We start from the raw sequence: 13085 nt of genomic DNA, 5'->3' as shown, positions 1-13085 counted from the left end.
GCTAGTTCATTGGTGCAATTTAAGTGGTATGGCACAAGTAGACAATTCTCAATCTCGCGAACATTTTGGTTCGCGTCTCGGATTTATTCTTGCCGCAGCAGGTGCCGCGGTTGGTTTAGGCAATATATGGGGTTTCCCAACTCAAGCAGCAAGCAACGGTGGCGGTGCCTTCTTACTGGTTTATCTAGTGATGATCCTAGTGGTCGCTTTTCCTATGTTGGTCGTTGAAATGGCGATTGGTCGTCATGGTCAGGCTAACCCTGTTGACAGTATGCGCTCTTTAACGGCGAATCCAGCAGGAAAAAGAGTAGGCGCAGCTGTTGGTTGGATTGGACTAAGTGTGCCAAGTGCCGTGCTTGCTTTTTATAGTATCGTCGGTGGTTGGTTGATTTGCTTCTTACTTGGTGCCATTACAGATGTTTTAGGTATGGAAGCTGCGACCGCTTGGTTTAAAGGCTTTAGTGTCGAGCGCAATCTTTTCGGTACGATTACTTTTTACGTTCTCACTGTGCTCATTGTTCAAGGTGGCGTTAAGCAGGGGATCGAAAAGTGGTCAACTCGACTGATGCCCGCGCTATTTGTTTTGTTTGCTCTGCTATTCATTTACATCATGACGCAAAACGGTGCGATGGAAGGCTTGAAGCACTACTTGATTCCAGATTTTGAAAAAGTGATGGATCGTAAACTGATCTTAGCGGCGATGGGGCAGGGCTTCTTCTCGCTAACTATCGGTGGTTGTTCGATGCTGATCTACGGTTCTTATCTGAGCAAAAAAGAGAACCTGCCTAAGATGGCAATGAACGTTACCTTAGTAGATACCGCAGTCGCCTTTATTGCTGGTCTTGTGGTTATGCCTGCTATGTTTGTTGCGATGCAAAAAGGGGTACAGATATACGCTGAAGATGGCTCATTGCTTAGCTCAGATACTCTAGTGTTTACCGTGTTACCACTCATGTTCGATAGCTTAGGCTTGCTCGGCCAGTTGTTTGCGATTGTATTTTTCTTACTACTAACCATTGCCGCACTAACATCATCCATCTCTATGCTGGAGTGTCCGGTTGCTTTAGTGAGTGAGCGTTTTAACACCAAGAGAACACCAACAAGCTGGGTGTTAGGTGGCTTGATTGCACTGTTCAGTGTGGTGATTGTCTACAACTTTGCGGCCATGTTTGGCTTGGTGGCGATGGTCGCAACCCAATACCTTCAGCCAGCAGCAGCGCTCTTGTTCTGCCTATTTGGCGGTTGGGTATGGAATCGTCACTCTAAGATTAAAGAGCTAGAGCAAGGCTGTCCTGAGTTTACTCAAGGTTGGTTTGGTAAGTTATGGCCTGCCTACGTGAAGTTTGTTTGTCCGATTCTAGTCGCGACGGTTATCTGGGCTTCATTTGGCTAACAGGAAAGCGATAGACAATAAAAAGCCCGCATAGTGATATGCGGGCTTTTTGTTTTTAACAGCTTCAGTTTACTGAGCAGGGGCGTTGATTTGGCCAGTTGTTAAAGGATCAACGTCAAGGTCAGTAACCTCTTCAATGAACTCTTCAACCACTTGTTCCACTTCTTCGTCATCTTGCTCAAAGTAAGCTAAGTGGAAGATTGCATCGCCTTCGTTGACCAAAGGTAGTGTCTGTTGACCGATAACAATACCGCCTTTGCGAGCGGTGAGCTCAATCTCACTGTGGCCTAATGGCGCACTGATGTAAGCCAGCACCTGACCTTTTTCTACTTTTTCGCCTAACGTCACTACAGTTCGTAGAATGCCGTCACTTTCAGCACGTAGCCAGCTAGTGGACTTGGCAATCACTGGTGTTGGCAGCTTTTTACGGCTTGAGCGCAGCATGCCAATCGCCTGCATCACACGTTGTACACCGATGAAACCCGCACTGATACAAATTGGCTCAAAGCGTAATGCTTCGCCCGCTTCGTAAGTCAGAACCGGAATGCTCAGGCGTTCAGCCTCGCTACGCAGAGAACCATCACGTAGTGGAGCATCAACGATCACTGGCGTAGCGAACGCCTGAGCAATACGAAGTGTTTCTGGATTACTTAAATCTGCGCGAATTTGTGGCAGGTTAGTGCGGTGAATCGCACCCGTGTGTAAGTCCAGAATGTAATCACAGCGCTTAGCGACCTGAGAGAAGAAAGTATTCGCCATACGTGACGCTAACGAGCCTTTCTCACTGCCCGGGAAGCAGCGGTTTAGATCGCGTCGATCCGGTAGATAACGCGATTTATGAATAAAGCCAAATACGTTGACAATTGGCACAGCAATCACGGTACCTTTGAGCTTGCTAGCATCAATGGTGTTGATCAACTGGCGTACAATCTCAACGCCGTTAAGCTCATCACCATGGATAGCTGCATTGACCATTAAGACTGGTCCTGCTTGCTTACCATTGATGATCTCAACAGGGATCGATAAAGGCGAATGGGTATAAAGCTTCGCAGCTTCTAACTCAACAACCTTACGCTCTCCCGGCGAGATAGACTCGCCGAGAAATTCAAATGCGCTATTCTTTTTAGCCTTTGCCACGAGTTTTAGTCCTTTTGCTTGCCGCATTTTTCTCAATAAATTCGACAATCATTCCAGCAATGTCTTTACCAGTTGCGGCCTCAATACCTTCAAGACCTGGAGATGAGTTTACTTCCATGACTAATGGACCACGGTCTGATCTTAGTAGATCCACCCCAGCCACATTTAGACCCATTATTTTCGCTGCCGCGACCGCAGTACGGCGCTCTTCTGGAGTAATCTTAATTAACGATGCGCTGCCACCACGGTGGAGGTTAGAGCGAAACTCGCCTTCTGCACCTTGACGCTTCATCGCAGCGATCACTTTGTCGCCAATCACAAAGCAACGAATATCAGCACCGCCCGCTTCTTTAATGTACTCTTGCACCATGATGTTTGCTTTTAGGCCCATGAATGCTTCAACCACGCTTTCTGCTGCTTTACGAGTTTCAGCCAGAACTACACCGATACCTTGAGTACCTTCTAGTAGCTTAATAACAACTGGCGCACCGCCAACCATTTCAAGCAGGTCTTTTACGTCATCAGGTTTGCTTGCAAAGCCAGTGATAGGCATGCCGATACCTTTACGTGACAGTAGCTGCATAGAGCGAAGCTTGTCGCGTGAGCGAGTAATAGCCACCGACTCGTTAACTGGGTAAACGCCCATCATTTCAAATTGACGCAGTACCGCTGTGCCATAGAAAGTGACAGAAGCGCCAATACGAGGAATGATGGCATCGAAACCAGATAGCTCTTCACCTTTAAAGTGAATTTCAGGTTTGTCTGAATTGATGTTCATGTAGCAACGAAGTGCATCGATGACTTTTACCTCATGGCCACGGTTTTTTGCCGCTTCAATCAAACGCTTGGTTGAGTACAAGCTAGCGTTACGAGATAAAATACCAATTTTCATTATTTGCTTTCCTCGAAAGGGACTAAAAACGATTCAACAGGGTCAACAACGATGCGGTTGTGCATTGCTGTACGGCCTAACAACATACGAAAAGCCATGTTTTCGCGATTAGTTAAGGTAATTTCAATTGGCCAAGTTTCGCCACCAATGCTCAAACTAGAGCTGATCACATAACGCGATTCTTCATGGCCACCTGAGTCGCGAACAATACGCTCATCAATGACTTCAGACTCACACATAATTTCTACGTCCGTATTATGCTGAATTGGGTGGATCCAGAAGCGAACCCATTGAGCTTCGTCCTTCTTAAAGCTCTCTACTTTGAATGCGTGTAAACACGAGGTCTTGGCTCCGGTATCGATTTTTGCATTAATTTTGTCAATACCAAGGCTCGGTAAGCTGAGGGTCTCTCGCCAACCAACAAGTAGTTTTTCTTTCATCGCAGTAATAATAATTTAGAGAGTATTTAAGATGCTCGATTGAAGTGAGCATCCCCAACTTAACACGGTCGTTTTATGCCGAGTGTAGTGCCTGAAGAGGGCAGAGAATTTACCCTTAGGTGCTTCAAGGAGGGCGACTGTAGCAACCATGATTCGTGCTGACTAACGAAAAGAAATCACCGTGACGACAAAAAATATTTATGGTTTAGTGAGGGACAGAAATAGAAAAGCCAGCTTATGCAAGCTGGCTTTTAGGATTAGATTTAGTAATGGAAATTACGCTTTTTCAGGAATCGCTTCCAATAGGGCAACCATTTGATCCCAGAATAGGGCAACAGTATCAATCTTCACTTTCTCATCTGGTGAGTGTGGGAACTTGATGGTTGGGCCAAATGATACCATGTCCATGTTCGGGTAAGGTTCTTTGAACAGGCCACACTCAAGACCAGCGTGAATAACCATGATGTTTGGCTTATGGCCGTAGATGCCTTCGTACATGTCACGGAAGATAGCCATGATCTCTGAGTCTGCGTCTGGTTTCCAACCTGGGTAAGCACCTGAGAACTCAATTTGAGCACCTGCCAGTTCAGCAACAGAAGTCAGCATGCCTTCTACTTGTTGACGGCCAGAGTCAATCAAAGAACGAACTAAGCACAACACTTGGATTTGGTTTGCTTCAGTGGTCACTACACCGACGTTTAAAGACGTTTCAACTACGCCTTCAATTTCATCGCTCATGCGAATCACGCCGTTAGGGCATGCATTTAATGCGTCGATGAAACGCTGCTGGTCGGCAACCGCTAGTACTTGTGTCTCTGTGTCGATCGCTTGGTTGAATGAAACGATGTCTGTTTCCACTTTACCTAGCTCTGTACGAAGTAGGTTAGTGTAGAACTCGAACAACTCAGCAAGCTTTGCTTCATTTTCCGCTGGTACTGCTACCGTTACGAACGCTTCACGAGGAATAGCGTTGCGCAGGCTACCACCACGGAACTCGACAAGACGAAGGTCAAGTTCTTGCGCGTGACCTGCTAGGAAGCGAGCAAGTAGTTTATTGGCATTGCCACGACCAGTATGAATGTCACAGCCTGAGTGACCACCTTTTAAACCTTTTAGAATCAGCTGGCGAGTTGTAAAGCCTGCTGGAAGCGCTTCGCGTTTGATATCGAAAGACATTTCACCATCAATACCGCCAGCACAGCCCATGTAGACTTCGCCTTCTTGCTCTGAATCGGTGTTAAGAAGAATATCACCTTCTAACCAACCGGCTTCAAGACCGAATGCGCCTGTCATGCCTGCTTCTTCGTCTACCGTTAGCAGCACTTCAATTGGACCGTGCTTGATTTCTGTTGAAGCCAGTACCGCAAGACAAGATGCCATACCCATACCATTGTCAGCGCCTAGTGTGGTTCCTTTCGCTGTTACCCACTCACCATCAATGTATGGTTGAATCGGATCTTTTGTGAAGTCATGATCTGTGTCTTCATTCTTCTGTGGCACCATATCGATGTGTGCTTGCAGTACGACACCTTTCTTATTTTCCATGCCCGCTGTAGCAGGCTTTTTAATGAAAACGTTGCCCGTAGGATCGCGGCGAACATCTAAGCCTTGCTCTTTAGCCCAATCAACGATGTATTGTGCTAGGGCTTCTTCGTGTTTTGAAGGGTGAGGGATAGAACAGATCTTATCGAAAAATTGCCAAAGTGGAGCAGGTGATAAGCTGCTGATTTCAGAATGGAATTCAGACACGGATGACTCCTTAAAAAGAATAATGCCAGATTATGTGTTTGATTTTTGCTATTCATCTGGCACAAAAACCTAAATCTGACCTATTGGGTAGAGGAGCACAGAATAGCACTCCCTGACTAAAGGGTGTAGTAAAAGCGGCAAGCAAATGTTTCGATGTAATCACAAATTGTAGATTCTAATTGACACGGGGTGTGTTAATGATGAGGTGACGTTTGTACTAAACCCAAACAATAAATTGATACATCTGTAATTAAATTACAAATTTCATTTGATCTAAGTCAGTTTTTGAACTTTTTGTGACTCTTATCACTTTTATGCTTGTAATTAAATTTCTTTGGGGTATATTTATAACCAACTTCGAAAGCGAAGAGAAAATGCTCAAAGGATGAGTCCGATTTGTCGCCTCCAAGGAACCGAGAAATCAATATTTGTAATCTGTTTTAATTGATTTAGAAGGTGATAGTTATGAAAGGTTTACCAAGTGCAGCATTCTGGCTAAACAACTCTGTTTACACAGGCAGCTTTACTTACCCAACAAGCTTCGGTTACTAAACCCTAGCTTGTGACTCTCGAACAGTTTGTTCACCCCTATTATTGGAATTTTTTTACAGCTTTTATCGCTGACATGATTCAACCGCCACTCAAATTGAGTGGCGTTTTTTTATCTAAGCAAAAGTGCGCTCAAAATTTGCCCACAAACTCTATGGTTTCCCACCGCTAATTCATATCTCTCTGTTTTATTCGCATAAACACATATTGTGATAAGCATAAATATCCTAAATGCCGTTGAAAGTTTATGACATGGTATAAAAAAACACCTTTTTGAAATTTAATTCATAAAGGAAATTAATGTATGAAATATAAAGTTTTTTCCTTTGTTTCATCACTTGTGTTTTGTTTGAAATCGGTAATGAACAGTACAAATATTGATTAGAGTCTTAATTCTATCTGGAATTTACTATTTGATGACTTTATAATTCGTGCCAATCGATTACGCAACCGTTTACTTTTTACCCTTTTAGGATTCGATTATGTTCGAAAAACTGTTCAAGCTCAGTGAAAACGGCACAAACGTTAAAACTGAGATCATTGCAGGTGTGACCACCTTCTTGACGATGGCTTACATCATCTTTGTCAACCCTGCGATGCTTGCAGACGCTGGTATGGATAAAGGCGCTGTATTTGTTGCAACCTGTCTTGCGGCGGCAATTGGCTGTTTCATCATGGGTTTCGTTGCCAACTACCCAATTGCACTTGCACCTGGTATGGGACTTAACGCCTTCTTTACCTATGGCGTTGTTCTCGGTATGGGCCACTCATGGCAAGTCGCTTTAGGTGCTGTTTTTGTTTCCGGTATCATCTTCATGGCTTTGAGTATTTTCAAGGTTCGTGAGTGGATCATTAACTCGATTCCTATGTCACTGCGTACGGGTATCTCAGCAGGTATCGGTTTGTTCCTTGCGTTTATTGGCCTACAAAACTCAGGTATTGTGGTTGATAACCCTGCCACATTAGTTGGTCTTGGTCATATCACAGGCCTGCAACCTGCATTAGCGGCATTAGGTTTCTTCCTAACTATTGGCTTGGTTTACCGTGGTGTACGTGGTGCGGTAATGATTGCGATTCTCGCGATTACGGCATTGGGTTTGATCGTCGGTGACGTTCAATGGGGCGGAATTATGTCAACGCCGCCAAGTGTTGCTCCGACCTTTATGCAAATGAACATTGCTGACGTCTTCGAAGTCGGAATGATCTCGGTTGTGTTCGCTTTCCTATTTGTCGATCTGTTTGATACTGCAGGTACTTTGGTGGGTGTTGCGACAAAAGCGAACCTGATTAAAGAAGATGGCAAACTTCCTCGTCTAAGCAAAGCGCTACTTGCTGACTCGACTGCGACATCTGTTGGCGCAATGATTGGTACGTCAAGCACCACTTCTTATGTTGAGTCCACGGCTGGTGTTGCAGCGGGTGGGCGTACAGGTCTGACTGCTGTTGTCGTTGGTGTACTATTCCTTCTGGCTCTGTTTTTCTCGCCACTTGCTGGAATGATTCCAGCGTACGCAACGGCAGGTGCACTTTTCTATGTTGCTATTCTGATGATGTCTGGGCTGGTTAGTGTTGATTGGCGCGACTTAACAGAAGCGGCACCTGTTGTCGTGACCTGTTTACTCATGCCGCTGACTTACTCAATTGCAGAAGGTATTGCGCTTGGCTTTATCTCTTACGCTGCAATCAAACTACTGAGTGGCCGTGGTCGCGAAGTGTCAATCAGTGTATGGGTACTATCAGCAGTATTCATCATTAAGTATTTAGTGGCTTAGTTTTCGCTTTAGCGATTTCGTTCGCTAAATGTCGGCAGTACACTATTTTTCGCCATAATGGAGTCTCTGTTATGGCGATTATTTTTGCCGTAGGGACAAATTCCCCATTGGTATTGTATAGCGCCTGCGTTAAAATAAACGTTTGCGTAGCTTTTCCCCAGACTTGCCTGTTGCAATCGTCCAAACTTCATTGACGTGTTGAGGGGATGCAGATTTTAAAACTATTAGGTTATTACAATGAGTAAAAAATTCATTATCACTTGGGACCAAATGCACACACTTTGTCGTGAGTTGGCGGAAAAACAAATGCCAGCAGAGCAATGGAAAGGAATTTGGGCGGTAAGCCGTGGTGGTCTAGTGCCGGGTGCAATCTTGGCTCGTGAGCTAGGTATTCGTCACGTAGATACTATCTGTATCTCAAGCTACGACCATGACCACCAACGTGATATGACTGTTGTAAAAGCACCAGAGGGTGACGGTGAAGGTTTCCTAATCGTTGAAGACCTAGTAGATAGCGGTGATACGGCGCGTAAACTGCGTGAAATGTACCCGAAAGCAAAATTGATCGCAGTATGTGCTAAGCCAGCTGGTGTTGAGTTACTTGACGACTACGTGGTTGATATTGCTCAAGACACATGGATCGAGCAGCCATGGGATATGTCAATTCAGTACATTGAGCCAATCAATCGCAAGCAAAAGTAACTGATTGAGCAACATAGCGACACTTTCTTGATAAATGACCCTTTCTTGGGTCATTTTTTTTATTACTATTTAATAAACGTAATTATTTAGGTCATCGCCCATGTCTGAGGAAGTCAGTAAGAACCTCTCGGAGTCTCTGTTTGCTAACCATAAACAAGCCAAAGAGACTTCGGCGCTCACGCAATATATGCCAACCAGTGAAACCTTCTTAGATCAAAAACGAGAAGAGGATGGCTTTAAGTGGTATCGCAACTTGCGTCGTATGCAATGGGCTTGGCAAGGCCTTGATCCGATCGAAATTGAAGCTGTGCTAGCTAAAATTGCCGCTTCCAAGCACTCTCGTACTCATGATGAGTGGCTCGATACCGTCATGGGCTACCACAGCGGTAATTGGACTTATGAGTGGATAAAACTGGGCATGCTACACCAGAAGCGATCTGCTCAACTAAAAGGCGAAGAGGCCGCTGATGAAATGTTTAATGCTTCTTTGTGCTTTAGCATTGCTGGTTACCCACACTTAAAAAATGATAACTTGGCGATTCAGGCTCAAGTGTTGGCGAGCAGCGCTTACACCGAAGCGACAAATAAAACCAAGTACATCGTTAAACGCATTGAAATCCCGTATCAGCGTAAAACCATCGTCGCTCACTTGCACTTGACCAGTACAGATAAGCCTCAGCCTGTCGTAATGGTCAGTGCGGGCTTAGATAGCTTGCAAACGGATCTTTGGAACCTGTTTAAAAACTATCTTTCTGAAAAGAATATCGCGATGTTGACTGTTGATATGCCGTCGATAGGTCATAACACTCATTGGAATATGACTGAAGACACCTCATGTCTTCATCAAGTGGTATTAAACGAGTTGTACAATATTCCATGGGTTGATCACCATCGTGTAGGTTTGATTGGCTTTCGCTTTGGTGGTAATGCCATGGTGCGCCTATCGTTTATCGAGCAAGACAAAATTAAAGCGTGTGTCTCGCTTGGCGCGCCTATTCATGACGTACTCTCTTCACCAGAAAAGCTCAAAAAAATGCCCAAGATGTATTTGGACATGTTGGCATCACGCATTGGTAAGAATGCGGTCGATATTCATAGCTTGGCCGGCCAGCTGATGGCTTGGTCACTTAAGGTGCAAGGTATTCTCGGCAGCCGTAAGACGCGGGTGCCTATCTTAGCGATGAGCCTAGAGCACGACCCTGTTTCGCCACACAGCGATAACCAAATGGTGGCGCTGTTTAGTGACTACGGTAAAGCAAAGAAAATTAGTGCCAAGACAATTACACAAGGATATGAGCAATCCCTCGATTTAGCGATCAAGTGGTTGGAGGAGGAGCTAATTAGATGACATTTCGACTAATTTAGACAACACTTAAGTATACGAGCTACCCAGACTTTCTAGTCCTGAGTCGCTCTGTATAAAAATAAGGAAATGAATATGGAGATTCATTATGTCTGAACAGACGAAAAGTCCGACCCATTACCGCTTATTGTCGACACTGAGAGCTATTGGTCCTTACTTACGAGAGTCACAGAGTAAGGAAGATGCGTATTTATTTGACTGCTTATCTGTATGCGTCAATGACAAGAAATCACCAGAGCAGCGTGAATTTTGGGGCTGGTGGTTAGAGCTGGAGCGCAATGGTGAAGCGTTTGAAGCGCGTTATCGCTCTGGCCTTTATGATACAACCGGTGACTGGCAAGAGAAGTCGCTGCCTAAGAAAGCCATTGAAGATGTGACTCGAACTCAGGAGGTGTTTCATCAGAAACTGGTTGATACACTAAACAGCGAGTTTGAAATCGCCGTCAATATGCACGAAGAATCTGTCGAATTCGTCTAAATTTCTTTGCTTATCATTCTTCTTGACCAAAAAGGCGCTTTTTAGCGCCTTTTCTGCTTGTGAATTTATCAGTAGATTGCTAAAACATCAGGTCTAATCAATCTTTCTCGCCAATGAATGCGATTCTTGATTGTGACGATTTTTATTTTTTTCATAGTAGAAAGGCAATGACTAAACAAAGCGGAAAAGCCTCTCAGTCTCAGACTGTGGTGGTTAAACTAGGTACTAGTGTTTTAACTGGTGGCACATTGGAGTTGGATCGCGCTCATATGGTTGAGTTGGTTCGTCAATGTGCTGAGCTGAAAAAACAAGGCCACTCAGTGGTTATGGTTTCGTCTGGTGCAATTGCAGCCGGACGTGAGCACCTAGGATACCCCGCACTGCCCAACTCTATGGCAAGCAAACAGTTGTTGGCGGCGGTTGGCCAGAGCCAGTTGATTCAAACTTGGGAATCACTGTTTGCTATTTATGGCCTAAAAATCGGCCAAATGTTGCTAACTCGCGCCGATCTTGAAGATCGTGAGCGCTTTTTGAATGCGCGCGATACGATCAATGCACTGGTAGAAAATGACATTATTCCAGTGGTTAATGAAAATGATGCGGTCGCCACCAGTGAAATCAAAGTAGGTGACAACGACAACCTTTCAGCATTGGTTGGCATCTTATGCGGCGCAGACAAGCTTTTGCTGTTAACTGACCAGAAAGGGTTATTCACCGCAGATCCACGCAAAGACCCAAATGCAGAGTTGATCAAGGAAGTCAAAACCATCGACGACACCTTACGCAAAATTGCTGGTGGCAGTGGTACTACGCTAGGTACGGGTGGTATGGCGACGAAACTGCAGGCGGCAGACATTGCGCGTCGTGCTGGGATTGAAGTGATTATCGCTGCGGGTAGTGCACCAAATGTGGTGTTTGACTCACTGGGTGACAATCCACAAGGCACGCGTTTCTTACCTTGTGCTGAAGCATTAGAAAACCGTAAACGCTGGATTCTTGCAGGCCCTGCGGCTTCAGGCGACATCGTGATTGATGATGGTGCGGTTAATGCTGTGGTGGGCAAAGGAAGTAGCTTACTTGCCAAAGGTCTAACCAAAGTCAGTGGACAGTTTGCTCGCGGTGATGTTGTACGCGTGACCGATAACAAAGGCACCTTGATCGCTCGCGGTATTGCAAGCTACTCAAGCCAAGATATGGCGAAGATAGTGGGTAAGCATAGTAAAGATATTATTGGAATTTTAGGCTACGACTACGGCAATGAAGTGCTTCACCGTGATGATATGGTCGTAATCCAAGAGTAAGGAAAGAGAAAGTGGAACTGATTTCAATGGGTAAAGCGGCTAAAGAAGCGGCTTTCCAACTAGCTACAGCGTCAACAGCGCAAAAGAACCAAGCTCTGGCAATTATTGCCGATGAACTAGAAGCGAATGCTGAGACTATCTTAGCCGCTAACGCAAAAGATATTGAGAAAGGCCGCGAAGCAGGGCTGACGGAAGCGCTACTTGATCGCTTATTGTTAAATACAGAGCGTTTAACAGGCATCGCGAATGATGTGCGCAATGTAATTAGCTTAAATGACCCTGTAGGCAGTGAACTAGACAGTAAAGTGCTTGAAAATGGCATGTCCTTGTCTCGCCGCCGCGTGCCACTTGGCGTGGTAGGTGTTATCTACGAAGCGCGCCCAAATGTCACAATTGATATCGCGGCTCTGTGTTTGAAAACCGGTAATGCCAGTATTCTTCGTGGCGGCAAAGAGACCTTCTTCTCCAACATGGAGTTGGTTAAGGTTATTCAATCTGCTTTGGCGAAAGCGGAATTGCCAGCGGCTTCGGTTCAGTACATCGAAAAACCAGACCGTGAATTGGTGTCTCAGCTACTAAAACTGGATGACTATGTGGATATGATTATTCCGCGTGGCGGAGCTGGCCTGCACAAGATGTGTAAGGAAAACAGCACGATTCCGGTGATTATTGGTGGTTTTGGTATTAGTCATATCTTCGTTGATGAAAGTGCTGATCTAGCTAAATCTTTAGAAGTGGTCGAGAACGCGAAAGTACAGCGTCCTTCAGCATGTAATGCACTCGATACCTTACTTGTTCACGAGCAAGTTGCGGCAGAGTTTTTACCTATGTTAGCGGCACGCTTAAATGACAAGGTGGCATTGGTCGCAGAGCCGAAAGCTAAGGCCCTACTTGGTGATGCTAAAGAGTTGCGTGATGTGGCTGAAGGTGATTTCGATACAGAATGGTTAAGTTTCACTTTGGGCGTGAAGGTTGTTTCTGGCGTTGAGGAAGCGATTGACCATATGCGTGTACACAATGCTAGCCACTCTGATGCGATCATGACTAACAGCTTAGAAAACTCAGAGCTGTTTATTAACTCGGTTGGCTCTGCTGCCGTTTATGTCAATGCATCAACGCGTTTTACTGATGGTGCTCAGTTCGGTTTAGGTGCCGAAGTGGCGGTCTCTACTCAGAAGCTTCATGCTCGTGGTCCTATGGGTTTAGAAGAGTTAACCAGCTACAAGTGGGTAGGCAAAGCGAACTACTTGCCGCGCAGTTAACAAATCTTGCTACACATTGGTTGAAAAAGGGGCTATCTAGCCCCTTT

12 protein-coding genes are annotated in these 13085 nt (G+C 45.2%); 8 read left to right on the top strand and 4 right to left on the bottom strand.

The features are described from left to right. Window positions 1–28: 28 nt before the first annotated feature. Window positions 29–1393 (top strand): sodium-dependent transporter, encoded by a 1365-nt coding sequence (locus AC6R16_RS06515; RefSeq protein WP_272785583.1) that lies wholly within the window; start codon window positions 29–31, stop codon window positions 1391–1393. Window positions 1394–1462: 69 nt separating this feature from the next. Here the strand turns inward: AC6R16_RS06515 and AC6R16_RS06510 are convergent, their stop codons facing one another. The 4 genes from AC6R16_RS06510 to AC6R16_RS06495 all read right to left on the bottom strand — a co-directional run bounded on the left by AC6R16_RS06510 (window position 1463) and on the right by AC6R16_RS06495 (window position 5611). Then, window positions 1463–2557: a succinylglutamate desuccinylase/aspartoacylase family protein gene (locus tag AC6R16_RS06510; RefSeq protein ID WP_500673925.1), complete on the bottom strand. Its 1095-nt coding sequence runs from the start codon at window positions 2555–2557 to the stop codon at window positions 1463–1465. After that, window positions 2517–3422 carry a 30S ribosomal protein S6--L-glutamate ligase gene (gene rimK, locus AC6R16_RS06505; protein ID WP_272785581.1) on the bottom strand — a complete coding sequence of 302 codons (906 nt, stop codon included), beginning with the start codon at window positions 3420–3422 and terminating at the stop codon, window positions 2517–2519. The genes AC6R16_RS06510 and rimK overlap by 41 nt, the downstream gene beginning before the upstream one ends. After that, entirely contained in the window at window positions 3422–3862 is a 441-nt protein-coding gene (locus AC6R16_RS06500) for an ATP-dependent zinc protease family protein (RefSeq protein WP_500641568.1), read from the bottom strand. The genes rimK and AC6R16_RS06500 overlap by 1 nt, the downstream gene beginning before the upstream one ends. Window positions 3863–4138: 276 nt before the next feature. Continuing rightward, window positions 4139–5611 (bottom strand): aminoacyl-histidine dipeptidase, encoded by a 1473-nt coding sequence (locus AC6R16_RS06495; protein WP_500673924.1) that lies wholly within the window; start codon window positions 5609–5611, stop codon window positions 4139–4141. A 465-nt stretch (window positions 5612–6076) separates the two neighbouring features. Between AC6R16_RS06495 and vcdP the strand changes: the two genes are divergently transcribed. The 7 genes from vcdP to AC6R16_RS06460 all read left to right on the top strand — a co-directional run bounded on the left by vcdP (window position 6077) and on the right by AC6R16_RS06460 (window position 13038). After that, window positions 6077–6163: a small protein VcdP gene (gene vcdP, locus AC6R16_RS06490; RefSeq protein WP_500642210.1), complete on the top strand. Its 87-nt coding sequence runs from the start codon at window positions 6077–6079 to the stop codon at window positions 6161–6163. A 479-nt stretch (window positions 6164–6642) separates the two neighbouring features. After that, window positions 6643–7932 (top strand): NCS2 family permease, encoded by a 1290-nt coding sequence (locus AC6R16_RS06485; protein WP_500673923.1) that lies wholly within the window; start codon window positions 6643–6645, stop codon window positions 7930–7932. Window positions 7933–8169: 237 nt separating this feature from the next. Next, on the top strand, window positions 8170–8634 hold the full coding sequence (gpt, locus tag AC6R16_RS06480) for a xanthine phosphoribosyltransferase (protein WP_004744887.1): 465 nt from the start codon (window positions 8170–8172) through the stop codon (window positions 8632–8634). Between the two features lie 100 nt (window positions 8635–8734). Then, window positions 8735–9982, top strand: a complete 1248-nt coding sequence (gene frsA, locus AC6R16_RS06475) for an esterase FrsA (protein WP_500673922.1) — start codon at window positions 8735–8737, stop codon at window positions 9980–9982. Window positions 9983–10085: 103 nt separating this feature from the next. Next, complete coding sequence (gene crl, locus AC6R16_RS06470; protein WP_500673921.1) at window positions 10086–10475, top strand: sigma factor-binding protein Crl; 390 nt, start codon at window positions 10086–10088, stop codon at window positions 10473–10475. 167 nt (window positions 10476–10642) lie between these two features. Then, the gene (proB, locus tag AC6R16_RS06465) at window positions 10643–11776 is read left to right on the top strand and encodes a glutamate 5-kinase (RefSeq protein ID WP_004744884.1); all 1134 of its coding nucleotides are present in this window, start codon (window positions 10643–10645) and stop codon (window positions 11774–11776) included. An 11-nt stretch (window positions 11777–11787) separates the two neighbouring features. After that, complete coding sequence (locus tag AC6R16_RS06460; RefSeq protein ID WP_500673920.1) at window positions 11788–13038, top strand: glutamate-5-semialdehyde dehydrogenase; 1251 nt, start codon at window positions 11788–11790, stop codon at window positions 13036–13038. Window positions 13039–13085 lie beyond the last annotated feature (47 nt).

The organism is Vibrio sp. R10-SG3-ISO10, from assembly GCF_059834185.1.
This window is presented reverse-complemented; position numbering and strand designations above follow the sequence as displayed.

Excerpts from the sequence above, each read along its gene's own strand:
- AC6R16_RS06515 (WP_272785583.1), top strand. The coding sequence starts at position 29 with ATGGCACAAGTAGACAATTCTCAATCTCGCGAACATTTTGGTTCGCGT.
- AC6R16_RS06510 (WP_500673925.1), bottom strand. The coding sequence starts at position 2,557 with ATGCGGCAAGCAAAAGGACTAAAACTCGTGGCAAAGGCTAAAAAGAAT.
- rimK (WP_272785581.1), bottom strand. The coding sequence starts at position 3,422 with ATGAAAATTGGTATTTTATCTCGTAACGCTAGCTTGTACTCAACCAAG.
- AC6R16_RS06500 (WP_500641568.1), bottom strand. The coding sequence starts at position 3,862 with ATGAAAGAAAAACTACTTGTTGGTTGGCGAGAGACCCTCAGCTTACCG.
- vcdP (WP_500642210.1), top strand. The coding sequence starts at position 6,077 with ATGAAAGGTTTACCAAGTGCAGCATTCTGGCTAAACAACTCTGTTTAC.
- AC6R16_RS06485 (WP_500673923.1), top strand. The coding sequence starts at position 6,643 with ATGTTCGAAAAACTGTTCAAGCTCAGTGAAAACGGCACAAACGTTAAA.
- gpt (WP_004744887.1), top strand. The coding sequence starts at position 8,170 with ATGAGTAAAAAATTCATTATCACTTGGGACCAAATGCACACACTTTGT.
- frsA (WP_500673922.1), top strand. The coding sequence starts at position 8,735 with ATGTCTGAGGAAGTCAGTAAGAACCTCTCGGAGTCTCTGTTTGCTAAC.
- crl (WP_500673921.1), top strand. The coding sequence starts at position 10,086 with ATGTCTGAACAGACGAAAAGTCCGACCCATTACCGCTTATTGTCGACA.
- proB (WP_004744884.1), top strand. The coding sequence starts at position 10,643 with ATGACTAAACAAAGCGGAAAAGCCTCTCAGTCTCAGACTGTGGTGGTT.